Below are 21,518 nucleotides of genomic sequence, written 5' to 3'. Positions count from 1 at the left end.
GACGATGCTCCTCACATCCTTGGAAGAGAGGTGCACCGTGAGAACCAGCCGGTTCGCAGCAGCAGCCGCCACCGCCGCCGTCGTCCTCCTCAGTGCCTGCAGCGCTGCGGACAACTCCGACGCCTCCGACAGCTCGAAGAAGGCGGCCGCCATCGCCCTCTTCCTTCCCGAGTCCAAGACCACCCGGTACGAGGCCTTCGACCGGCCCCTGTTCGAGGCCAAGGTCAAGGCCCTGTGCGCCGACTGCAAGGTGCTCTACTTCAACGCCGACCAGGACGCGGCCAAGCAACAACAGCAGGTCGAGGCGGCCCTCACCCAGGGCGCTGACGCTCTGGTCCTCGACGCCGTCGACGCGGGCGCCGTCGCGTCCCTGGTCAACCGGGCGAAGCAGGCGAAGGTTCCGGTGATCGCCTACGACCGGCTGATCTCCGGCATCGCGTACGACTACTACGTCTCCTTCAACAACGTCCGGGTGGGCGAGATGCAGGGCCAGGCGCTGCTGGACGCGCTCGGCAAGGCCGGCACGACCGGCAAGGGCAAGATCGTCATGATCAACGGATCGCCGACCGATCCCAGCTCGGCCGACTACAAGACCGGCGCGCACCACGTGCTGGACGGCAAGGTGACGGTGGGACGCGAGTTCGACACTCCGGACTGGAGTCCCGACAAGGCCCAGCAGGAGATGGAGCAGGCGATCACCGCCCTCGGCCGCGACAGCATCGTGGGCGTCCTGTCCGCGAACGACGGCATGGCGGGCGGCGCCATCGCGGCGATGAAGCGTGCCGGCTACGCCACCGTCCCGCCCATCACCGGCCAGGACGCCGAGCTCGCGGCGGTGCAGCGCATCCTGACCGGCGAGCAGTACATGACCATCTACCTGGACATCCGCAGCGAGGCGGAGAAGGCGGCGGAACTGGCCGTCGGGGTGGTCCACGACCAGAAGCCCGCCGCGCCGGCGAATGTGGACAACGGTACGGCGAAGATCCCCTCGTTCCTGCTCGACCCGATCCCGGTGACCGCCGACAAGATCAAGGACACGATCGTGAAGGACGGCTTCTACACCGCGGCCGACATCTGCACCCCGCCGGTGAAGGCGGCCTGCGCGCGAGAGGGCATCCAGTAGTGCTCTCCGCCGACGCGATATCCAAGGCCTACGGCGCGGTCCAGGCGCTCGACGAGGTGAGCCTGGACCTCGCGCCGGGCGAGGTCGTCGCCCTCGTCGGTGACAACGGCGCCGGCAAGTCGACCCTCGTGAAGGTCCTCTCCGGGGTCGTCGTCCCGGACAGCGGAACGGTCGAGCTGGACGGAAGCCCGGCTCGCCTGAGCAACCCGCACGAGGCGCAACGGCTCGGCATCGCCACCGTCCACCAGGACCTCGCCCTCTGCGAGAACCTGGATGTGGTGGCCAACCTCTTCCTCGGCGCCGAGCGGCAACGCTGGTCGGTGCTGCGCCCGATCCGGATGGAACGAGCGGCACGCGACCTGCTGGCGTCCCTGGACGTCCGGATCCGGGACATCCGGGTCCCGGTCGCCATGCTCTCCGGCGGTCAGCGTCAGTCGGTCGCCATCGCCCGGGCGCTGGTCGCCGATCCGCGCGTGGTGATCCTGGACGAGCCGACGGCCGCGCTCGGCGTCGAGCAGACCGCCCAGGTGCTCGACCTGATCCGGCGCCTGCGCGACCGCGGGCTCGCCGTCCTCGTCATCTCGCACAACCTCGCCGACGTCCGGGCCGTCAGCGATCGGATCGTGGTCCTGCGGCTCGGCCGCAACGCGGGCGAGTTCCGCACCGCCGAGACCGCCCCGGAGGCCGTCGTGGCCGCGATCACCGGCGGCGTCGCCCTTGCCGGGACATCGGAGGAAACCGCATGACCGCACTTTCTCTGATGCTGCGCAAACCGCTGCGGCCGGCGGGTCGCAGCGGTTCCGATCTCGGGGCCTGGCCGGTCGTCGCCGGGCTGGTCATCATCGCGGTCGTGTTCGGCTCGTTGAACGACCGCTTCCTGTCCGCCGAGAACCTCACCAACCTCGCCCTGCAGATGGCCGCGACCGGCACCATCGCGCTCGGCATCATCATGGTCGTGCTGCTCGGCGAGATCGACCTGTCCGCGGGGTCGGTCAGCGGCCTCGCCGCGGTCGTCATGACCATCCTGTCGGTCAAGCACGGCTGGCCGCCGGTCGTGGCCATCGTGACCGCCCTCGCCGGCGCCGCCCTGATCGGGGTGCTGCACGGCTGGATGTTCACCCGCCTCGGCATGCCGTCGTTCGTGGTCACGCTGGCCGGGCTGATCGGCTGGCAGGGCCTGATGCTGTACGTGCTGGGCAGCGGCGGGACCATCAACCTGCCCTTCGACGGGTTCGTGGCCAAGCTCAGCGACAGCTGGCTGCCGGCGCCGGTCGCCTGGCTGACCGCCGTCCTGATCGTCGCGGTCTGCGCGACCAGCGCGCTGGTCAACCGGCGGCTGCGGGGTGCGGCCGGGCTGCCGGTGACCTCGGCCCTGCGGATGGCCGTACGCCTCGGCGGGCTGGCGGTCGCCCTGGCCGCCGTCGTGCTCGTCCTCACGGCCGACCGCGGCGTGCCGCTCCTGCTGGTCATCTTCGCCGCCCTGGTCGTGGCGCTCGACCTGGTCCTGCAGCACACCGTCTTCGGCCGGCACATGTACGCGGTGGGCGGCAACGCGGATGCGGCCCGGCGTGCGGGCATCAACGTGACCCGGATCCGGGTGATCGCCTTCGCCGCGGGCTCGGCCCTCGCCGCCGCCGGTGGCATCCTGGCCGCCAGCCGTCTGGCCGCCGTCAACCAGAGCTCGGGCAGCAGCGACACCCTGCTCATGGCCATCGCCGCGGCCGTGATCGGGGGCACCTCGCTGTTCGGCGGCCGGGGACGCGCGTACGCCGCCCTGCTCGGCATTCTCGTCATCCAGGCCATCACCAACGGCATGCTGCTGCTGAACGTGAACTCCTCGGTGCGCTACATGGTGACCGCCGCGGTCCTCGCGGTCGCCGTCGCCGTGGACTCCCTCGCCCGGCGCGGTCAGCCCCGATGACGGACTCCCGGGTCCTGGCGATCGACTTCGGCGGCACCAAGATCGCGATCGCCACGGCGGCCGTCGGCTCCCCCGACGGCCGCCCCGAGGCCACACTCCGCTTACGGACCCTCGGCGAGTCGGGCGCGATGCAGGCCGTGCGACGCACCTTCGAAGCCGCCCGGACGCTGCTGACCGAACCGGCGGCGGTCGGCGTCTCCACCTTCGGCGTGCTGCGCGGCGGCCGGGTCCGGCTCGCACCCAACGTGCCGGGCTGGGACGGCATGGCGCTGCCCGCGCTGTTGCGCGCCGAGTTCGGCGACGCCCCGGTGGCGATCGACAACGACGTCAACGCGGGCGCCGCCGCCGAACTGCACTGGGGAGCGCTGCGCGGGGTCGACGTGGGGCTGTACGTCAACCTCGGCACCGGGCTGGCCGCCGCCCTCGTGGTCGGCGGCCGGGTCGTTCCCGGCGCGCACGGCGCGGCCGGCGAGATCGGCTATCTGCGCGACAACGACACCGATCCCGGCTTCGCGGACGGGCACGCGCCGCTGGAGGACGTCGTCTCCGGCCTGGCCCTGGCCCGGCGCGGCGCCGCGTTGCTGGGCCGGCCCGTCACCGCCGCGGAACTGTTCGGGCTCGGATCCGAACCGGGCGTCGCCCGCCTGCTGGACGAGACCATCGAGACGCTGGCGCGCACCATCGCCAACCTCTGCGTCGTCGTCGACCCGGAGCGAGTGGTCCTGGCCGGCGGCATGATGGGCGCGGCCGAGCACATCATGCCGCGCGTCGCGGCGGCCCTGCGCCGATCGGTTCCCTTCCCGCCGGCGCTGGCCAAGGCCCGCTTCGCCGACGACGCCCCGCTCGTCGGCGCCATGGCCCTGGCCCAGGACTCCGCGCCGGCCGGCGCCGCACCGGCGCGCCGAGCGGATCGGTGACGGCTCGGCGGGCCCGCACCGTTCTGCTCGGTGTTTACCGCGACGAATGCGGGGAAGGCGCGCACCATGCCCGTGATGGCGTTCCTGACCGGTCCCGGTGATCCGGCGCAACTCCTGCCGGCTCGCGAGCAGATGGCGTTCACCCTCGGCTTTCACATCATCCTGGTGCCGTTCGGCGTCGCGTTCACGTTCTTCATGCTGGTGGCGAACTATCGTGGCCTGCGCCGCCACGACGACACCGCGCTGCTTCTCGCCGAGCGGTGGTCGCGGGTGGCGGCGGTGTTGTTCGCGGTCGGCGCGGTGTCGGGCACGGTGCTGTCGTTCGAGCTCGGACTGCTGTGGCCGGGCCTGATGGGCCGGTACGGCGCGGCGTACGGACTTCCGTTCGGCGTCGAGGGGATCTTCTTCTTCATCGAGGCGATCTTCATCGCGATCTACATCTACGGCTGGCGCCGGCTCAGCCCGTGGGCGCATTTCTGGTCGGGATTGCCGGTCACCCTGGCCGGCCTCGGCGGGACGTTGTCGGTGGTCGCCGCGAACGGATGGATGAACCAGCCGGCCGGGATCACGGTCGACGCGGCCGGCCGGGTCGTCGACGTCCAGCCCCTGCGGGTGTTCTTCAACGGCGCCTTCTGGTACGAGGCCGTCCACATGTTCCTCGCCGCGTACGTGGTGGCCGGCTTCGTGGTGGCCGGCGTCTACGCGGTCGGCATGCTGCGGGGCCGGCGGGACGCGTACCACCGGCTCGGGTTCTTGATTCCGTTCGTCACCGCGGCGGTGGTCATGCCGCTGCAGATCTTCGTGGGCGACGTGGCCGCGCGCGAGGTGTTCCATCGTGAGCCGGCCAAGTTCGCGGCGATCGAGGCGTTGCCGCAGACGTCCACCCATGTGCCCGAGACGCTCGGCGGTGTGTTGGTGAACGGGCAGGTCAAGTACGGCATCTCGATCCCCGACGGCGCCTCGCTGCTGTCGGGCTGGTCGCCGGACACCAGGATCAGTGGACTGGACGCGATACCGGAGGAGGTGCGGCCGGCACCACGGCTGGTCACCATCGTCCACTGGTCGTTCGACATCATGGTCGGGATCGGCTTCGCGCTGCTGGGGCTGGCGGTGTGGTTCGCGGTCGTGTGGTGGCGGCGCCGGGACCTTCCGCGTTCCCGCTGGTTCTGGCGCGCCACGGCGGTCTCCGGCGTGCTGGCGGTCGTGTGCCTGGAGGCCGGCTGGGTGGTGACCGAGGTCGGCCGGCAACCGTGGACCGTCCGCGGCATGCTGCTGACCCGGGACGCGGTGACCACCTCGGGGAACGTGTGGGCCTTCTTCACCGGCGCGCTCGTCATCTACGTCGCGGTGGGCGCCGGCGCCCTGTTCGTGCTGCGCATCATGCGCCGGAACTGGTCGACCGCCGTACCGTACGGACCGCGGTCATGAGCACGGTGGTCGCGGTCGCCCTGCTGCTCGGCGTGCTGGCCTACGCGGTCTTCGGCGGTGCCGACTTCGGCGCCGGCTTCTGGGACCTGACCGCCGGCGGCGCACAGCGCGGCCGCGCTCCCCGCGCCGTGATCGACCACTCGCTGGGCCCGGTCTGGGAGGCCAACCACACCTGGTTGATCTACTGCCTGGTCGTGTTCTGGACCGCGTTCCCGCTCGCTTTCGCGACCGTCATGCGCACCCTCTACATTCCGCTCGGCCTGGCCGCACTGGGTATCGTGCTGCGCGGGAGCGGCTTCGCGTTCCGCAAGGTGGTCCAGTAGACCTCGCAACAGCGGGTGGCGGGCGCCGCGTTCGCCGCCAGCTCGGTGGTCACGCCGTTCTTCCTCGGCACGGTGGCCGGCGGGATCGCCTCCGGGCGGGTGCCCGGTGGGCCGCTGAGCAGCTGGGTCAACCCGACCTCGCTGTTCACCGGGGTGCTGGCGGTCGCGGTGTGCGCGTACCTGGCGGCGGTCTTCCTCACCGCCGACGCGCCGCCCGAGCTGGCGCCGTACTTCCGGCAGCGGGCGTGGCTCACCGCGTGGGCGACCGGCCTGCTCAGCATCGCCGGGATCCTCGTGCTGCGCGCCGACGCCCGCCACCTGTTCGACGGGCTTCTCGGCCGGGCCCTGCCGATCGTGATCCTCAGCGTCCTGGCCGGCGGCGCCGCGCTGGTCCTCCTGCGACGGGCGGCGGCCCGCCTGGTCCGGGCGCTGGCCGCGCTGGCGGTCGCCGCGATCGTGGTGGCCTGGGGCGTGGCGCAGTACCCGTACCTGCTGGGCACGCACGCGGCGATCGGCACGGCCGCCGCGCCGGACTCGTCGCTGACCGCGCTCGTGGTGATCGTCGCGATCGCCGTCCTGCTGGTCGGGCCGTCGTTCGCGTTGCTGTACGTGCTGCAGCAGCGGCAGCTCAGGAGCTGAGCCCGCCGGCCGCGCCGGTCACGAGGGCCCAGAGGGCGATCACCCCGGGCCGGGGCGAGCGCGGTGAAGCCGGGCGAGGTGGTCGTGGATCAGGCGGACGGCCATGGAGCCCTCGCCGACCGCGGACGCGACCCGCTTGATCGAGCCACTGCGGACGTCACCCACGGCGAGGACGCCGGGGCGGCTGGTCTCGAGCACCATCGGCTGCGGCGCGTCGGTGCGCACCTGCGCTCCGGTCAGCACGTAACCGCGGTCGTCCAGGGCGACGCTGGACGCGAGCCAGTCGGTGCAGGGCTGGGCCCCGATGAAGGTGAACAGAACCGTGGCCGGGATCTGCTGCCGGTCACCGGTCCCGGTGTCGCGCACGCCGAGCGCCTGCAGCCGGCCGTCGTCGCCGATCAGCTCGGTGACCTCCGTGTGACGCAGCACGTCGACGTTGGGCAGCCGCTCGATCTGGTCGACCAGGTAGCGGGACATGTCCCGGTCCAGCTCGTCGTGCAGGATGATCAGCCGTACCCGGGCGGCGTGCCGGGCGAGGAAGACCGTGGCCTGGCCGGCCGAGTTGCCGCCGCCGACGACCGCGATCGGCTGCCGCTCGCAGAAGACCGCCTCCATGAAGGTGGCGGCGTAGTACACGCTGGTGCCCTCGAACTCCCCGAGGCGGGGCACGTCGAGCTTCCGGTACCGCGCGCCGGTGGCGATCACCACCGTCCGGGTCCGCAACTGTGTCCCGTCGTCGAGATGCACGATCTGGTCGCTGTCGTGCCGGCCGAGCCGTACCGCCTCGACCGGGACGTTGAGCTCGGCGCCGAACTTCTTCGCCTGCACCACGGCCCGGTCGGCCAGGTCGGCGCCCGAGATGCCGGCCGGGAACCCGAGGTAGTTCTCGATCCGGGAGGAGGTGCCGGCCTGCCCGCCGGTGGCCACCGCGTCGAGGACCACCGTCGCGAGTCCTTCGGACGCGCCGTACACGGCGGCGGCCAGGCCGGCCGGCCCCGCGCCGACCACGACGACGTCGCACATGGCGTCGTCCCGGCCGGAGCGCCGCAGGCCGGCGACCCGGGCCAGTTCCGCATTCGAGGGGTTGTGCAGCACCCGGTCGCGCCAGATCACCACCGGGGTGTCCTTCGCGCTGATGGACAGCCGGCGTAACAGCTCCTCGGCGTCCGGATCCTCCTCCAGGTCGATCCAGGTGTGCGGCACCCGGTTCCGGGCGGCCAGCTCGCGCAGGCGGCGGGTGTCCGGGCTGAACCGCGAACCGACGATCTTGATGCCGGTGATGCCGCCGATCAGCAGCTCCCGGCGGGCCAGGAAACTGCGCAGGATCAGGTCCCCGATCTCCGGCTGCTCGCGGACCAGCTCGTGCAGCGCGGGCAGCGGCACCGCGAGGACCTCGCCCGGTTCCTGCGCGACCATCGAGACGAAGGACGGCTGGCCGGTGAGCAGGCCGAGCTCGTCGAGAAAGCGGCGCGGGCCGTGCACCCGGACCAGCCGGGGTTTCGGGGTGCCGTACCCCTCGATCACCGCGACCGTGCCGGCGAGCACGACGAAGAAGTCCCGGTCCCGCTGGCCCTCGGCGACAAGCACGTCATCCCGCCGAACCGGCCGCTTCTCGCCGCGCCGGCTCAGCATGTCGATCTGGTCGCCGGACAGGCGCGGATAGGCCCCGGCCACATCCGGTGTCTCGGAGCTCACGTCGGGCTCCGCAGGGCCTCGTCGGTCCAGCTGCGCAGGACCGAAGCGGGTGCGGCGCCGGCCCGGCGGGCCACCACCTTGCCGTCGCGCATCAGGATCAGCGTGGGTACGGCCTGGATCGTGAACCGCTCGGACACCTTGGGCGCCTTGTCCACGTCGACCTTGACCAGCTTCACCTTGCCGGCCAGGTCGCGGGCCACCTGTTCGAGCGCGGGGCTGACCTGCCGGCACGGACCGCACCAGGTCGCCCACATGTCGATCAGGACCAGGATGTTCGCCCGCTCGGCCACGTCACCGAAGTCGTCGTCGCCGGCCTCGGCGATCCAGGGCATCGGCTGGTGGCAGTTGCCGCAGCGCGGGATGCCGTCGGCGGCCGCGGGGATCCGGTTCTTGCGTCCGCAGTGCGGGCACTCGATCACCTTGCTTCCCACGTCACTCCTCCGGTGGGTTCTCGTAGGTGACGGTCAGCTCACCGTCGATCATGTCCACCCGGATCACGGCGCCGTCCTTGGCGTCCCCGGCGAGCAGGGCCCGGCCGATGCGGGTCTCCACCTCGCGGGCGATGAAGCGGCGCAACGGCCGGGCGCCGTACACCGGATCGAAGCCCTGGCGGGCGATGAACCGCTGCGCCTCGTCGGTGATCTCCAGCGTCATCCGCCGCTCGGCGAGCCGTTCGCGCAGCTCGTTGAACATGAGGTCGACGATGCGCTCGATCTCCGGCTGGGTGAGCGGCTTGAACAGCACGATGTCGTCGACGCGGTTGAGGAACTCGGGCCGGAAGTGCCTCCGCAACTCGCTCATGACCAGCTCGCGGCCCTCGGGCATGATCTCACCGGCGTCGGAGATGCCCTCGAGCAGGTACTGGGAGCCGATGTTCGAGGTCATGATGATCACGGTGTTGCGGAAGTCGACGGTGCGGCCCTGGGCGTCGGTGAGACGCCCGTCGTCGAGCACTTGCAGCAGCGTGTTGAACACGTCCGCGTGGGCCTTCTCGATCTCGTCGAAGAGCACCACCGAGTACGGCTTGCGTCGCACCGCCTCGGTGAGCTGCCCGCCCTCCTCGTAGCCGACATATCCGGGTGGCGCCCCGACGAGCCGGCTCACGGTGTGCTGCTCCTGATATTCGCTCATGTCGATCCGGACCATGTTGTCCTCGGTGTCGAACAACGCCGCGGCCAGGGTGCGCGCCAGTTCGGTCTTTCCCACCCCGGTGGGGCCGAGGAAGATGAACGACCCGATCGGCCGGCGCGGGTTCTTGATCCCGGAGCGAGCCCGGATGATGGCGTCGCTGACCAGCTGGACCGCCTCGTCCTGGCCGATCACCCGCTCGTGCAGGATCTCGTCCATCCGCAGCAGCTTCTGACGTTCCCCTTCGGTCAAGCGGCTCACCGGGATGCCGGTCCAGCGGGACACGATGGACGCGATCTCCGCCTCGGTGACGACCTCGCGCAGCAACCGCTTGCCGCCCTGCTTCGCGGCGAGCCGCTGCTCCTCGCTCTGCAGCCGGCGTTCCAGGTCCGGCAGCCGGCCGTGGCGCAGCTCGGCGGCGCGGTTGAGGTCGTAGTTGCGCTCCGCCTGTTCCGCCTCCAGCCGGACCTGTTCCAGCTCACGACGCAGGTCCTGGACCCGTTTCAGCGCCTGCCGTTCGGCGTCCCACTGAGCGCGGAGCGCATCCACCTCGGCCCGCCGGTCGGCGAGCTCCTTGCGGAGCTGGTCGAGGCGGGCCGCGCCGGCCGGGTCGTCCTCCTTCGACAGCGCCGCCTCCTCGATCTCGAGACGGGTCAGTCTCCGGGTGAGCTCGTCCAGCTCGGCCGGCATCGAGTCGATCTCGGTCCGCAGCATGGCGCACGCCTCGTCGACCAGGTCGATGGCCTTGTCGGGCAGGAACCGGTCGGAGATGTACCGGTGGCTGAGCACCACGGCGGCGACCAGGGCCGCGTCCTGGATCTTGACGCCGTGGAAGACCTCCAGCCGTTCCCGCAGTCCGCGCAGGATCGAGATGGCGTCCTCCTCGGACGGCTCCTCGACGAGCACCGGCTGGAAGCGGCGCTCCAACGCCGCGTCCTTCTCGATGTGCTTGCGGTACTCGTCCAGCGTCGTTGCGCCGATCATGTGCAGCTCACCGCGGGCGAGCATCGGCTTGAGCATGTTGCCGGCGTCCATCGCACCCTCGGAGCCGCCGGCGCCCACGATGGTGTGCAGCTCGTCGATGAACAGCAGGATCCGGCCCTCCGCCGCCTTCACCTCGGACAGCACCGCCTTGAGACGTTCCTCGAACTCGCCGCGGTACTTCGCGCCGGCCACCAGCGATCCCATGTCGAGGGCGAAGACCTGCTTGTCGCGCAGGCCCTCCGGGACGTCGCCGTTGGTGATCCGTTGCGCGAGCCCCTCCACGATGGCGGTCTTGCCCACGCCCGGATCGCCGATCAGCACCGGGTTGTTCTTCGACTTGCGGGAGAGGATCTGGACGACGCGGCGGATCTCGCCGTCCCGCCCGATGACCGGATCCAGCTTGCCGCCGGCCGCGTCCGCGACCAGATCCCGGCCGTACTTGGCCAGTGCCTCGTAGGCGACCTCCGGCATCGCGGACGTCACCCGCTGGTTGCCGCGGATCCGGGTCAGGGCCTGCAGGAAGCCGTCCCGGGTGAGCCCCGCCTCGCTCAACAGCCGGCCGGCGGCGGTCGCCGAGCCCTCGTCGAGCAGCGCGATCACGAGATGCTCGACCGAGACGTACTCGTCCTTCAGCCGCTTGGCCTCACGTTCCGCGGAGTCGAAGAGCCGGGACAGCCGTTGGGTCACATAGACCTGGCCGGGTGCGACGCCCGGGCCGCTGGTGCGGGGCCGCCGGTTCAGCTCCGCCTCGACCTTCGCCCGTACCGTGCCGGGGTCGGCGCCGGCCGCCTCGAGCAGCCGGGGCACCAGCCCTTCGGCCTGGTCCAGCAGGGCCAGCAGCAGATGCTCGCCGTCGACCTCGGTGTGGCCGTACCGCAGGGCCTTGGTCTGTGCGTCGTGCAGGGCCTCCTGCGACTTCTGGGTCAGGCGGTTCACATCCACGGGGTTCCTCCGGTACGTCGAGAGGACGTCATGCGCAGTTGGCGTTCGAGCTCGGCAACCCGGTCGAGCAGATCGACGACGAGACCGAGCGCGGGATAGTTGAGACCCAGACCCCCGCGCAGGCGCCGGATCCGGGCCACGGCCACCACCTGGTCATGGCCGAACCACAGCTCGCCGGCGGAGTCGCGGACCGGTTCGAGAAGCCCCAGAGCGACGAGCCGATAGGCCATCTCCGGGTGGATCCCGGCGACCCGGCTGAACATGGCCAGATCCAGTCGCCCGGTGGACGGGCCCGGCCTTCGGACAAGCGGGTAGGTCACGACTGCCGCCTAGGGTCGAAGGTAGATGTCGCCGCGAGCTGCTCGAAGAGCCGCCGTTCCTCGTCGCCGAGCCGGGGCGGCACCATGATCTGGGCGACGGCGTACAGGTCACCGGGGCGGCCACGCGGATGGGGCAGCCCGCGGCCACGCAGCCGGAGCCGCCGGCCGCTGGAGGTGCCGGCCGGCACCTTGACCTTCGCCTCGCCACCGGGCGTGTCGATCGCCGCCGAGGTGCCGAGCGCGGCCTCCCAGGGGGCGAGTGGCAGGTTCACGCTGATGTCCCGGCCGTCCACGCGGTAGCGCGGATGCGGCGCCAGCCGTACCCGCAGGTACAGGTCGCCCGGCGCCCCGCCGTCGCCACCCTGACCGCCTTGACCGGCCAGGCGGATCCGCTGCCCGTCGGTCACCCCGGCCGGGATGGTCACCTCCAGCGTCCGGGTGCCGCCCGGACCGGACAGCGTGACGCTGCGACGCACGCCGGAATAGGCCTCCTCCACCGACAGCTCGAGCTCGGCTTCCTGGTCGGCCCCGGCCACCGGTCCCCAGCCGCCGCCCCGGCGGCCACCGAACATGCCGCCGAACAGCTCCTCGAGATCGATGTCCGGGGCGCCGCCGGAGGAGAACCAGACGTCCTCCCCGGACGCCCCGCCGCGGCGGCCCCCTCCCCGGCCGCGGCGGGCACCGCCCGATCCCGCGGCGGCTCGGGCGCGAGCCCAGGCCTGCGGATCGGTGTCCGGCGGGACCTGCCGGAAATCCGGACCGAACGCGTCGTAACGCCGCCGCTGATCCGGATCCGAGAGCACGTCGTACGCCTCGGAGATGTCCTTGAACCGTTCCTCCGCACCCGGATCCTTGTTGATGTCCGGGTGATAGGCGCGAGCGAGTTTGCGGTACGCCCGCTGCAGCTCCTCCGTGCCGACGTCCCTCGGCACGCCGAGCGTCTCGTAGAAGTCCCGGGACGGTGCCATCACGCGTCCTTGGCGACTACCACCGCGGCCGGCCGGAGCGATCGTTCGGCGCTGCCGTACCCCGGCCGGACGACGCGCAGCACCGTGCCCGGCTTCGCCTCGGCGTCCGGCATCGTCGCCACCGCCTCGTGCCGGCTCGGGTCGAACGGCTCGTTCACGTCCGAGCGGCGGGGGAAGCCCAGCTCGGCCAGGACACCGAGAGCCTGTTCGTGGACGGCCCGGACTCCGGAGACGATCGACGCGGGATCGGCGTCGGCATGCTGCAGGGCCAACTCCAGGTTGTCGAGCACGGGCAACCACCGCGCGGCCACCGCGGCTCGCTCGTCGTCCCGCTGCTGGGCGGACTCCCGGGCCGCTCGCTTGCGGAGGTTGTCGAAGTCGGCCAGCGCCCGCCGCCAGCGATCCTCCATCTCGGCGAGCTTGGCGCGTAGGTCCTCGGTCTCGCCGGCGCCGCTGTCCGTGTCGCTCGGGCGCTGCTCCTGTTCGCTCATCGCCGTGTCACCCGGTCGTGAACTCGGCGTCGATGACGTCGTCGTCCTGGCTCGCCGGACCGCCGGGACCGCCCGAACCGCCCGGACCGCCCTGCGCGCCGGCGCCGTCGCTGCTGCCGCCGCCCGCGCCGAGGCCGTGGTAGACCTGTTGCAGCTCGGCGGTCAGGGACCGCAGCCGATCCAGCGGCGCCTCGTCCTTGATGGCCTGCCGCGCGTCGCCGATCAGCATCTCGGCGCGGCCCTTCTCGTGCACCGGCACCGCGTCGCCGAGCTCGGCCAGCCGCCGCTCCACCTGATAGGCGGCCGAGTCCAGCGTGTTGCGGGCGTCGATCATCTCGCGGAGACGGGCGTCCTCCGCGCGATGGCGCTCGGCGTCCTGGACCATCCGGTCGATCTCGGAGGTGTCCAGGTTCGAGCTTTCGCTGATCGTGATGCGCTGCTCGGCGCCCGTGTCCTTGTCCTTCGCCGAGACGTTGAGGATGCCGTTCGCGTCGATGTCGAAGGTGACCTCGATCTGCGGCTCGCCGCGCGGAGCGGGCCGGATGTTCTCCAGCCGGAACCGCCCGAGCACCCGGTTGTCCGCTGCGCGCTCCCGCTCCCCCTGCAGCACCACGACATCGACGGCGGGCTGGTTGTCGGCGGCGGTGCTGAAGGTTTCGGTACGGCGCGCCGGGATGGTGGTGTTCCGCTCGATGATCTTGGTCATCACGCCGCCCATGGTCTCGAGCCCGAGCGACAGCGGGGTGACGTCGAGCAGCAGGACGTCCTTGACCTCGCCCTTGATGATCGCGGCCTGCACCGCGGCGCCGAGCGCGACGACCTCGTCGGGGTTGACCGTCATGTTCGGGTCCTTGCCCCCGGTCAGCCGCCGGACCAGGTTCTGCACGGCGGGGATGCGGGTCGACCCGCCGACGAGGATGACCTCGTCGATGTCGTTGGCGTTGACCTTCGCGTCCGACATGGCCCGTTCGACCGGACCGAGGCAGCGGTCGACGAGATCCGCGGTGAGCTGCTCGAAGGTCGCCCGGGTGAGCGTCACGTTGAGGTGCTTGGGGCCGTTGGCGTCGGCGGTGATGAAGGGCAGGTTGATCGTGGTCTGGGTGACCGAGGAGAGCTCCACCTTGGCGCGTTCGGCCGCCTCGAAGAGCCGCTGGAGCGCCTGCGGATCGCGGCGCAGATCGATGCCGTCGGTGCGCTGGAACTCGTCGGCCAGGTGGTCCACGATGCGCCGGTCGAAGTCGTCGCCGCCGAGGTGGGTGTCACCCGCGGTGGAGCGCACCTCCACCACGCCGTCGCCGACGTCGAGCAGGCTGACGTCGAAGGTGCCGCCGCCGAGATCGAAGACCAGCACCGTCTCGTGTTCCTTCTTGTCCAAGCCGTACGCGAGCGCCGCCGCCGTGGGCTCGTTGATGATCCGCAGCACCTCGAGGCCGGCGATGCGCCCGGCGTCCTTGGTCGCCTGCCGCTGGGCGTCGTTGAAGTACGCCGGCACGGTGATGACCGCCTCCGTCACGCGCTCGCCCAGGAACTTGGAGGCGTCCTCGACCAGCTTGCGCAGCACCAGCGCGGAGACCTCTTCGGGCGCGTACTCCCGGTCACGCACCTTGAAGCGCACGGCGTTGTCCGGGCCCGCCACGACGTCGAACGTCACCGCGTTCAGCTCACTGGACACCTCGTCGAAGCGGCGCCCGATGAAGCGCTTGGCCGAGTAGATGGTGCCTTTCGGGTTGAGGATGGCTTGGCGGCGGGCGAGCTGGCCGACCAGCCGCTCGCCCTGTTCGGTGAAGGCCACCACCGAGGGCGTGGTGCGCGATCCCTCCGCGTTGGGGATCACCGTGGGGTGACCGCCCTCCACCGCCGCGATCACCGAGTTGGTGGTGCCGAGGTCAATTCCCACTGCGCGTGCCATGGCGTTGTCCTCCACGTTGTTGTCTGCGGCAAGGTCCGGGTCTTCCGCACGGGCCGGGTCTTCCTCAAGGGCCGAGGGTGGGCACGACCGGCGAGGGAGCCGTCGCCCACGTCTCGCGAACCGGTCGCGGCGTCCGGCGCCACAGGACGAGCAACCAGGCGATGCCGACGATCGAGACGAGCGCGAGGCCGCCCCACTCCACGGCGGTGAAGATGTTGACCTGTTCGGTGCTCGGCTGGACGAGCCACCCGTGCGGCGTCGCCACGAACTGCTCGCCCTCGGTCAGTACCAGGGTCAGGTAAAGCGCGATGCTGTGCATCGAATCCCACAGACCGTGCAGGATCGACACGCCCAGATAAGCGAGAAGCACCTTCCCGGTGATCTTGAAGTGCTCCGGCCGGGACGCGGCGAACAACACGCCGCCCAGGATCGCCGTCCACAGCCCGTGCCCCACCGGTGCCAGCAGGCCGCGCAACAGCTCCGTCTGCACGAGTTGCACCAGGGACAACCCGTCGACCGAGAAAAGCGCGGTGAAGGCGTAGCCCGCGGACTCGAAGGCGGCGAACCCGAAGCCGACGGTGGCACCGAGGATCATCCCGTCCCGGAGGGTTCTGGCGCGAAGGTGGCGGGTCACCACCATCAGTGCGCCGAGCTTGACCGCCTCCTCGATCAGCCCGACGCCGAAGAACAACCACGGCGACGGGTGCAACAGAAACGACTCGAGCACCGAGGCGCCGAGTACGCCGAGAACGCCGCCGGTGACGAAGGTCGAGAAGATCAGACCGCCGGTTATCTCGCCGGTCTCGCGGCGTTCGAAGGCCCAGGCGACGAAGGTCACCGGCACCAGAAAGCTGCCGAGCAGCACCACGGTCGGGATCAGGTTCGCGTTGCCGGTCACGAGAATGATCACGACCGTGGCCACCCAGAGGGCGAGCCCGGTCAGGAACATGCGTAGCCACACGCGTCGCGTGCGGACGGCACGCTGGGGGCCGGACACGACCTCAACCACGATCGGACTCCCATCGCCGGACATGAGCCCTCGGACACGGGCCGGCCCCAGGCGGCGCAGCGCCGTCTGTTGCTCGATGTCGCCAGGTCCGGTGGACCCGGCCCTTTAGGCGTACCGCTGCCCGTCCGCCGACGTCTATTGGCACTATTGCCGATCCCGGACCGGGACCCGAATGGGCAGTACTGCCAATCGACAGGCCGCGGCCGGGCTGATCGGATGGAGGCGGTGAGCCGCAGTCGAGAAGTCTTGGAGGTGCGCGTGACCGGCACGGTGCCCACTCGGTCCGATGAGGACATACGGCATGCGGTACTGCGCGAGCTGAAAGAGGACGCCGAGGTCGGCCCGGACGAGATAGGCGTGGCCGTGCGGGACGGGGTGACGACGCTGACCGGCCGGGTGGACACGGCCGGCCGGAAGTGGGCCGCCGAACGCGCGACGCTCGGTGTCCGCGGGGTCAAGGCCGTCGTCAACAACATCGAGGTACAGCTGTCCCTCAGCGACGAGCAGACCGACGTCGACCTCGCCCGGTCCGTCGCACGGGCGCTCGAGACGGATCCGCTCGTACCCGAGGAGATGCTCAAGGTCTCGGTGTCCGGCGGCTGGGTCACCCTGCGCGGCGAGACGGACCGTGACGACCAGCGGCAGGAGGCCGAACGGGTGGTGCGGGACCTCACCGGCGTGAAAGGGATCAGCAACCTCATCACCGTACGGCCGGGGTGAGTCAGGTGTCCGCGCCGGCCAGCCGAGGAGGGATGTACAGGCCCTGGTCCAGCGACCGGACCGCGGCCGCGGTGCGGGTCGGCGCGCCGAGCTTGGATCGGATGTGTTCGAGATGAGCCGCCACGGTGCGCTCGGTGATGGACAAGGTCGAGGCGATCTGCCGATTGGTAGCGCCGTCGATCACCCATCCCAGCACCTCGAGCTCGCGCCGGGTCAGACCGTGGAGATCGCCGGGCGGGGACAGGACCACCAGCTCGGCGAACGGCGACGAGGGGACCCGCGGACAGGCGATCACCGTGATGCGGAGGTAGTCGTCAGTCCCGTGGTTCGGGCACGGGTACAGGAAGGAGGTGGGGCTGCTGTGGGCTCGCAGGCGCTCCGAGGCGACGGCGACCATCTGTCCGCCGGTGCCGAGCAGCGGATGCACCGGTGATCCGGGCAGGGGGTGAACCGCGCCGCCCGGGCCGACCACCGCCGAAGCGCGGGGATCGACGACCAGGCCGGCCAACGCGGTGATCGAGGTCATCGGGTCGATGGCCGAGGTGATCATCGGCGCCACCTTGCCGATCAGCCGGCAGTCGGGGTCACTGGGATGGCCGGTCGCGTCGGTGAGCAGAACGAGCAGGCCGACGGGTCGTCCGTCCGCCGCGACCAGCGGCATCCCCAGGCCGTCGTGCTGCCCGGCCGGCGACCACAGTCCTTCCTGGGAAAGATAAGCCGACGGCATGCCGCCGTTCCGCAGGCGCACCGGCCGGCGGCCCTGCAGCACGCCGGAGGACTCCACTTCGGAGCAGTACCCTCGCGATTCGATGTACGCCCGCGCCGCAGCGTCATGGCCCACCGCCGCGACGGTCAGGAACCGGCGGCCACGGCCGTCCAGCACCCCGAGCCAGGCCGCCGAGAAGGGCATGACCGCACGCAACGGATGCCACAGGCTCGTCAGTTCGACGGGCGAGCCACATGCGGCGGTGATCCGGTTGATCTCCGCCGCGAAGGTCATCGCGCTCGCCATGGGGTCCTGCATGATTCTCCGTCCCGGAGATACCCCCACGGGACTCACCTAAACCGGCAATAGCGCGAAAGGGCAGATGATCACCGTCCGGACGGATCGCATATTTCCGCACCACACTCGCATGACACCCGGACTTCGGGGAATGGCCCCGGCATGGCAAAGGAGATGGAAGGCGACAACCGCAAGCGACGCGCCCTGGCCCGAGCGGCCCGGGAAGAGGGACACCGTGCCAGTGAGGCCGCGGTCAGCCTGGGTTCCTCGAAACAGCGGCGCCATGCCGAGCATGCCGAACGGGCGGAACAGAACGGTCCGCCGCCGGAGGGTGCGCACAAGCCCGGGCCGCACGCGCCCCGGCCGCAGGAAGCACCGGCACCCGAGCCGGCCTGGCCGCGCCGGCCCCCGCCGACCGGCGACAACACCCCCGACACGGGAGCGCTACGGCTGCGTTACCGGGAACTGGTGACCTCCGCGGCCGACCAGATCGGGGCGGACTTCGACACCGCCCGAGATGCCGCGCGGGCCACGGTCGCGGTCCTGGCCCGCACGGTGGACGAGGCCGGCCGCCGGCGGCTGCTCGACGTGGTGCCGGCCGAGCTGACCCAGGAGCAGGACCTCAGCACCCCGCTCGGGCAAGCAGACGTGATCGGCTTCGTCCGGGAGGTGAGCGAACAGCTGCACTGTCCGCCGGAGCAGGGCCGGCGGCGGGCCGAGGCGGTGTTCCTGGCCATCACCGAGCAGAGCCCTGGCGTCCTGGGCGAGCTGCACCTCCCGGACGAGCTGGAGGAGCTGACCCGGCCGCCGCAGCCGGGCGGTGGCCTGGTCGGGCCGGACGGCCACACCGCCGCGATCGACGACGAGGAACTGCGGGCGGCGCTACGACGGCTGCCGGACTGGACCGGCGACTCGCGCGCGATCACCCGCACCCTCGTGCTGCCACCGGACCAGCTGGAACGAGTACTGCTCCGGCTGGACCGGCTCAAGCAGGAGCTGGGCCGCGGGCCGCGGATCAGTCGTCCCGACGAGCGGACCGCGCAGTTCGCGGTCAGAACCACCAACGCGGGCGCCGTGACCGCGATCGACATCGATCTCGCGCTTCGGGTCGACGAGGCGATCACGCAGGCAAACGCTGGTCTGGCGTGATCGCTTGGCTGAGCGCTGGTACCGCAACGGTGTCATCTACAACTTGGACGTGCGGGCGTTCCAGGACTCCAACGGCGACGGCGTCGGTGATCTGGGTGGACTGATCAGCCGGATCGACTACCTGGGCCGCCTCGGGGTGACGACGCTTTGGTTGAGCCCCATCCATCCCAGCCCCTGGCGCGACGGCGGATACGACGTCACCGATCACTACAACATCGACCCGGCCCTCGGCAGCCTGGGTGACTTCGCCGAGTTGATGAACGTCGCCGACGAACGTGGCCTGCGGATCATGCTGGACCTGGTGCTGAACCACACCAGCGACGGGCACCCCTGGTTCACGTCGGCCTGCTCCGATCCCCGCTCGGCGCACCGCGACTGGTACGTCTGGTCCGAGCAGGAGCCGCCCGACCGCCGCGAGGGCATGGTGTTCCCCGGTGTCCAGGAGACGACCTGGACCTACAGTGATCAGGCGGGCGCCTGGTACCACCACCGCTTCTACGACTTCCAGCCCGATCTGAACATCGCCAATCCTTATGTACGCGAGGAGCTCGCCAAGATCGTGTCGTTCTGGGAGCGGCTCGGGGTGAGTGGGTTCCGCATCGACGCCGCGCCGTTCATGATCGAATGCACGGAGCCCGGCGGAGACCCGGAGAACCGCGACTACTCGGTACTTACCGAGCTGCGCGAGCGGACGTCCTGGCGCCGCGGCGACGCGGTTTTCCTCGCCGAGGCCAACGTCCCCGACGACGACCTGACCCAGTACTTCGGCAGCGCGGACGGAGCGGCCAACCGGCTGCAGATGCTCTTCGCGTTCCGGCTCAACGAAGCGATCATGCTGTCCCTGGCCCGGCAGGAGTCCGAAGCGGTCGCCGAGGCGCTGGCCGCGCTGCCCCGGCTGCCTCGCCACGGTCAATGGGCCACGTTTCTCCGCAACCACGACGAAGTCGACCTGTCGAACCTGATGAAATCCGAGCAGGAGACCGTCTTCGCCGCCTTCGGCCCCGAACGCCGCCATCAGCTGTACGGCCGGGGCATCCGCCGCCGCCTGGCCACGATGCTCGACGGCCGGCGCCGGCTGCGGATGGCGCACAGCCTTCAGTTCACCATGCCCGGCACCCCGGTGCTGCGCTACGGCGACGAGATCGGCATGGGCGAGGACCTGCGGCTGCCCGAGCGCGACGCGATCCGTACGCCCATGCAGTGGTCGGCCACCCCCAACGGCGGCTTCAGCACCGCGGCGGCGCAGGACCTGGTCCGCCCGGTGATCAGCGAGGGCCCGTACTCGTACGACGAGGTCAACGTGACCGACCAGCGCCGGGATCCGGACTCGCTGCTGGTCTGGTTCGAACGGATGCTGCACACCAGGCTGGAGTGCGGGGAGATCGGCGTCGGCGACCACTGTGTGATACCGGTCCAGCCGGCACATGTGCTCGCGCACCGCGCCGACGCGCCCAGCGGTTCGATCGTGTTCCTGCACAACCTCAGTGACCGTCCGACCCGGATCAGCCTGCCGGTGCAGCCCGACGACGACACCCAACCGGTGGAGGTGTTCAGCGACCGCGAATATCCGGATCTCGACCTGCGCGACCTCGAGCTGGATGGCTTCGGCTACCGCTGGATACGGTTACGACGCTCGCACCTGCACCACTGACCCGGGAGTTTCCGAAGGCCAAGAAAAGAACTCGGCTCCGACGGCGATCAGGCAGTGCGCAGGTCGAGGGTGTGCCAGACGAGATCCGTCTCGCCGGTGGACCACCACAGCATGCCGTCGTGGGTGAACACGCCGCCGGCCGCCGAACTGATCGTGACCGTGCGGCCGGTGGCGATGTCGTAGACCAGCAGGCCCGCGGCGCCGGTGAGATCGGAATCGGGTGCGGGCTCGGAGAGGATTTCGAACCGGTCGAGGACCGCGACGTCGGTGACCGCGGCCTGCGCGCCGCCACCGGCGATCCGTCGGCGCCCCGAGCCGTCCGGGTGCATCAGATCGATGCCGGCCAGCGCGCCGCCCGGGTTCATGACCATGACTCGGCACCACGAGAGAGTGCAGCCGGCCAGCTGGTGGGCGGGCACACTGATCCGGATCTGGCGGCCGGTGGCCATGTCCCGAAGCCGGGTGGTGCCCGTGCCGGCGCTCGCCTCATCGGTCAGCCACGGCCAGGTCGACAGGCTCCATTGACCGTCCAGTGTTCGGCCAGTCGGCGGGCCGCCGACGAGCGGGACCGACCGGATCACGGTGGCACGTTCCCCGGCCGCAACGGCCCAGTACACCTGGTCCTGCGCGATGACCAGGTCGTGCTGGTTGCCGGGGAACGTCACGTCGCCGGCGTCGGGGACCAGCCGGCGGGCCGGGCCGCCCGCCAGGTCGGCCGTCCACAGCTGCCATGGCCGATGCTCGGCGAGCTCGGCCCAGACCAGCCGGCCGCCGGCGGCGGTCACGCTGCCGAACTGTGGATTGCCGTCGGCGGGCAGGCGCCGCAACTCGCGGTCCGGGCCACCGGGTGTCTGGATCACCAGCCGCTGGTGGGCGCCGTCGCGGGTCGGCAGGGTGCCCACGACCGTCCGGGCGTCCAGGAACAGCAGCGGGCTGACCGGCAGATCGGGGAAGTCGGCGCGGGCGGCACGGGGCCAGGCCTGCCCGGCGGTGACGCGGCCGACCGGCGGCGGCGCGCTCTGCTGCCGGCCGCCGGCGAGCAGGGCGGCGGCCGCGATCACCGCCGCGGCCAGCGTCACCGTCGTGCGACGGGACAAACCTTTCGCGGTGCTCGCCGAGGGCGATTCCGCTCCGATTCGTGCCACCACCCGGGTGAATGTAGCGGCCTTTTCCCGACGCGTGCGGTGTTACCCGGGGC

Annotated in this window: 18 protein-coding genes and 1 pseudogene; 9 read left to right on the top strand and 10 right to left on the bottom strand. The window is 71.0% G+C overall.

Annotation, left to right across the window (positions count from 1 at the left end; genetic code table 11):
* The first annotated feature begins 37 nt into the window (after positions 1 to 37).
* The 6 genes and pseudogenes from ACQP2F_RS17385 (at position 38) to ACQP2F_RS17360 (ending at position 6,351) form a co-directional block, all read left to right on the top strand.
* Positions 38 to 1,123, top strand: a complete 1,086-nt coding sequence (locus tag ACQP2F_RS17385; protein ID WP_433305185.1) for a sugar ABC transporter substrate-binding protein — start codon at positions 38 to 40, stop codon at positions 1,121 to 1,123.
* Entirely contained in the window at positions 1,123 to 1,869 is a 747-nt protein-coding gene (locus tag ACQP2F_RS17380; RefSeq protein WP_433305183.1) for an ATP-binding cassette domain-containing protein, read from the top strand. The genes ACQP2F_RS17385 and ACQP2F_RS17380 overlap by 1 nt, the downstream gene beginning before the upstream one ends.
* On the top strand, positions 1,866 to 3,044 hold the full coding sequence (locus ACQP2F_RS17375) for a sugar ABC transporter permease (RefSeq protein WP_433305181.1): 1,179 nt from the start codon (positions 1,866 to 1,868) through the stop codon (positions 3,042 to 3,044). Before ACQP2F_RS17380 ends, ACQP2F_RS17375 begins: the two co-directional genes overlap by 4 nt.
* The gene (locus ACQP2F_RS17370; protein WP_433305179.1) at positions 3,041 to 3,961 is read left to right on the top strand and encodes an ROK family protein; all 921 of its coding nucleotides are present in this window, start codon (positions 3,041 to 3,043) and stop codon (positions 3,959 to 3,961) included. The genes ACQP2F_RS17375 and ACQP2F_RS17370 overlap by 4 nt, the downstream gene beginning before the upstream one ends.
* A 75-nt stretch (positions 3,962 to 4,036) precedes the next feature.
* Positions 4,037 to 5,389 carry a cytochrome ubiquinol oxidase subunit I gene (locus ACQP2F_RS17365; RefSeq protein ID WP_433305177.1) on the top strand — a complete coding sequence of 451 codons (1,353 nt, stop codon included), beginning with the start codon at positions 4,037 to 4,039 and terminating at the stop codon, positions 5,387 to 5,389.
* Positions 5,386 to 6,351 (top strand): annotated as a pseudogene (locus tag ACQP2F_RS17360) (cytochrome d ubiquinol oxidase subunit II). The gene ACQP2F_RS17365 and the pseudogene ACQP2F_RS17360 overlap by 4 nt, the downstream one beginning before the upstream one ends.
* A 39-nt stretch (positions 6,352 to 6,390) precedes the next feature.
* Here the strand turns inward: ACQP2F_RS17360 and ACQP2F_RS17355 are convergent.
* The 8 genes from ACQP2F_RS17355 to ACQP2F_RS17320 form a co-directional block, all read right to left on the bottom strand.
* On the bottom strand, positions 6,391 to 8,046 hold the full coding sequence (locus ACQP2F_RS17355; RefSeq protein WP_433305175.1) for an FAD-dependent oxidoreductase: 1,656 nt from the start codon (positions 8,044 to 8,046) through the stop codon (positions 6,391 to 6,393).
* The gene (gene trxA, locus ACQP2F_RS17350; protein ID WP_433305173.1) at positions 8,043 to 8,477 is read right to left on the bottom strand and encodes a thioredoxin; all 435 of its coding nucleotides are present in this window, start codon (positions 8,475 to 8,477) and stop codon (positions 8,043 to 8,045) included. The genes ACQP2F_RS17355 and trxA overlap by 4 nt, the downstream gene beginning before the upstream one ends.
* 1 nt (position 8,478) lies before the next feature.
* Positions 8,479 to 11,100, bottom strand: a complete 2,622-nt coding sequence (clpB, locus tag ACQP2F_RS17345) for an ATP-dependent chaperone ClpB (RefSeq protein ID WP_433305171.1) — start codon at positions 11,098 to 11,100, stop codon at positions 8,479 to 8,481.
* Positions 11,091 to 11,420, bottom strand: a complete 330-nt coding sequence (locus tag ACQP2F_RS17340; protein ID WP_433305169.1) for a chaperone modulator CbpM — start codon at positions 11,418 to 11,420, stop codon at positions 11,091 to 11,093. Before ACQP2F_RS17340 ends, clpB begins: the two co-directional genes overlap by 10 nt.
* A complete protein-coding gene (locus ACQP2F_RS17335) occupies positions 11,417 to 12,388 on the bottom strand; it encodes a DnaJ C-terminal domain-containing protein (RefSeq protein ID WP_433305167.1) in 972 nt (323 codons plus the stop codon). The genes ACQP2F_RS17340 and ACQP2F_RS17335 overlap by 4 nt, the downstream gene beginning before the upstream one ends.
* Positions 12,388 to 12,879: a nucleotide exchange factor GrpE gene (locus tag ACQP2F_RS17330; RefSeq protein WP_433305165.1), complete on the bottom strand. Its 492-nt coding sequence runs from the start codon at positions 12,877 to 12,879 to the stop codon at positions 12,388 to 12,390. The genes ACQP2F_RS17335 and ACQP2F_RS17330 overlap by 1 nt, the downstream gene beginning before the upstream one ends.
* Before the next feature lie 7 nt (positions 12,880 to 12,886).
* Positions 12,887 to 14,788, bottom strand: a complete 1,902-nt coding sequence (gene dnaK / locus ACQP2F_RS17325) for a molecular chaperone DnaK (protein WP_433305163.1) — start codon at positions 14,786 to 14,788, stop codon at positions 12,887 to 12,889.
* A 64-nt stretch (positions 14,789 to 14,852) separates the two neighbouring features.
* Complete coding sequence (locus ACQP2F_RS17320; RefSeq protein WP_433305161.1) at positions 14,853 to 15,797, bottom strand: PrsW family intramembrane metalloprotease; 945 nt, start codon at positions 15,795 to 15,797, stop codon at positions 14,853 to 14,855.
* A gap of 258 nt (positions 15,798 to 16,055) precedes the next feature.
* Between ACQP2F_RS17320 and ACQP2F_RS17315 the strand changes: the two genes are divergently transcribed.
* Positions 16,056 to 16,517, top strand: a complete 462-nt coding sequence (locus ACQP2F_RS17315) for a BON domain-containing protein (RefSeq protein ID WP_433305160.1) — start codon at positions 16,056 to 16,058, stop codon at positions 16,515 to 16,517.
* A 1-nt stretch (position 16,518) separates the two neighbouring features.
* Here the strand turns inward: ACQP2F_RS17315 and ACQP2F_RS17310 are convergent, their stop codons facing one another.
* Positions 16,519 to 17,541 carry a LuxR C-terminal-related transcriptional regulator gene (locus tag ACQP2F_RS17310; RefSeq protein WP_433305158.1) on the bottom strand — a complete coding sequence of 341 codons (1,023 nt, stop codon included), beginning with the start codon at positions 17,539 to 17,541 and terminating at the stop codon, positions 16,519 to 16,521.
* A gap of 141 nt (positions 17,542 to 17,682) precedes the next feature.
* Between ACQP2F_RS17310 and ACQP2F_RS17305 the strand changes: the two genes are divergently transcribed.
* A complete protein-coding gene (locus ACQP2F_RS17305; RefSeq protein WP_433305156.1) occupies positions 17,683 to 18,669 on the top strand; it encodes a DUF2267 domain-containing protein in 987 nt (328 codons plus the stop codon).
* Between the two features lie 4 nt (positions 18,670 to 18,673).
* Complete coding sequence (locus ACQP2F_RS17300; RefSeq protein ID WP_433305154.1) at positions 18,674 to 20,320, top strand: alpha-amylase family protein; 1,647 nt, start codon at positions 18,674 to 18,676, stop codon at positions 20,318 to 20,320.
* 47 nt (positions 20,321 to 20,367) lie between these two features.
* Here ACQP2F_RS17300 and ACQP2F_RS17295 read toward each other — a convergent pair whose 3' ends face one another.
* Positions 20,368 to 21,468 (bottom strand): hypothetical protein, encoded by a 1,101-nt coding sequence (locus ACQP2F_RS17295; RefSeq protein WP_433305153.1) that lies wholly within the window; start codon positions 21,466 to 21,468, stop codon positions 20,368 to 20,370.
* Between the last annotated feature and the right edge of the window lie 50 nt (positions 21,469 to 21,518).

Origin of the sequence: Actinoplanes sp. CA-030573 (assembly GCF_050951115.1) — a bacterium.
Lineage (GTDB): Bacteria > Actinomycetota > Actinomycetes > Mycobacteriales > Micromonosporaceae > Actinoplanes.
Note: the sequence above shows the minus strand (reverse complement) of the source record. Positions and strands in the feature narration are given on the sequence as shown.

What these genes read in the sequence shown, in the direction of transcription:
- ACQP2F_RS17335 (WP_433305167.1), bottom strand. Translation starts at nt 12,388, where the DNA reads ATGGCACCGTCCCGGGACTTCTACGAGACGCTCGGCGTGCCGAGGGAC.
- dnaK (WP_433305163.1), bottom strand. Translation starts at nt 14,788, where the DNA reads ATGGCACGCGCAGTGGGAATTGACCTCGGCACCACCAACTCGGTGATC.
- ACQP2F_RS17370 (WP_433305179.1), top strand. Translation starts at nt 3,041, where the DNA reads ATGACGGACTCCCGGGTCCTGGCGATCGACTTCGGCGGCACCAAGATC.
- ACQP2F_RS17375 (WP_433305181.1), top strand. Translation starts at nt 1,866, where the DNA reads ATGACCGCACTTTCTCTGATGCTGCGCAAACCGCTGCGGCCGGCGGGT.
- ACQP2F_RS17310 (WP_433305158.1), bottom strand. Translation starts at nt 17,541, where the DNA reads ATGCAGGACCCCATGGCGAGCGCGATGACCTTCGCGGCGGAGATCAAC.
- ACQP2F_RS17305 (WP_433305156.1), top strand. Translation starts at nt 17,683, where the DNA reads ATGGCAAAGGAGATGGAAGGCGACAACCGCAAGCGACGCGCCCTGGCC.
- ACQP2F_RS17330 (WP_433305165.1), bottom strand. Translation starts at nt 12,879, where the DNA reads ATGAGCGAACAGGAGCAGCGCCCGAGCGACACGGACAGCGGCGCCGGC.
- ACQP2F_RS17365 (WP_433305177.1), top strand. Translation starts at nt 4,037, where the DNA reads ATGGCGTTCCTGACCGGTCCCGGTGATCCGGCGCAACTCCTGCCGGCT.